Annotated in this window: 1 protein-coding gene; it reads right to left on the bottom strand. The window is 71.8% G+C overall.

The window, feature by feature from the left end; genetic code table 11:
* The coding region (locus OC439_RS30190; protein ID WP_262016387.1) for an AMP-binding protein at nucleotides 1-531 on the bottom strand (531 nt) is incomplete at both ends.

Here is a 531-nt window from a genome sequence, read left to right as displayed (position 1 = left end):
CGCGGCATCCACCACGTACGCGGTGACATTCGGCAACGGGCGGCCGATCGGCACCATTCCCGCCCCCACCGGTCCGACGACCGGGTGGACGGAGGTCCCGACGGTCGCCTCGGTCGGGCCGTACTCGTTGACGAGCTGAACCGGACGGCCCCGGAAGAGTGCCGCGAGAGGTCCAGCGAACGCCTCGCCCGCGACCAGCAGCAGAGGCGCCAGTCCCGCCGTCCGGTCGACTCCGATCTGGCGCACCAGCAGTTCCAGATGCCCGGGTGTGAGCTTGACGAAGCTGAAAGGGCCCGCTGCCGCGAGCGATTCCCCCAGCTCGGAGACGTCGGCGGTGGCTGGCCACAACCACGTTCGCTGGCCACACATCAGCGGCGCCCACAGGCTCGGCACGACCAGGTCGAACGCGACGGAGGAGAACAGGGGTGCCCCGCCCCGCCCACGGCCCGCCAACTCCGCCACCGCCCAGTGGAGGTGGTTGGCGAGGCTGCGGTGGGTCACCCCGACGCCCTTCGGCCGACCCGTCGAACC

Source organism: Micromonospora sp. Mcm103, from assembly GCF_024519755.1.
Lineage (GTDB): Bacteria > Actinomycetota > Actinomycetes > Mycobacteriales > Micromonosporaceae > Micromonospora > Micromonospora aurantiaca.
The sequence above is the reverse complement of the archived record's forward strand: the minus strand, read 5'-3'. Positions and strand labels throughout refer to the sequence as shown.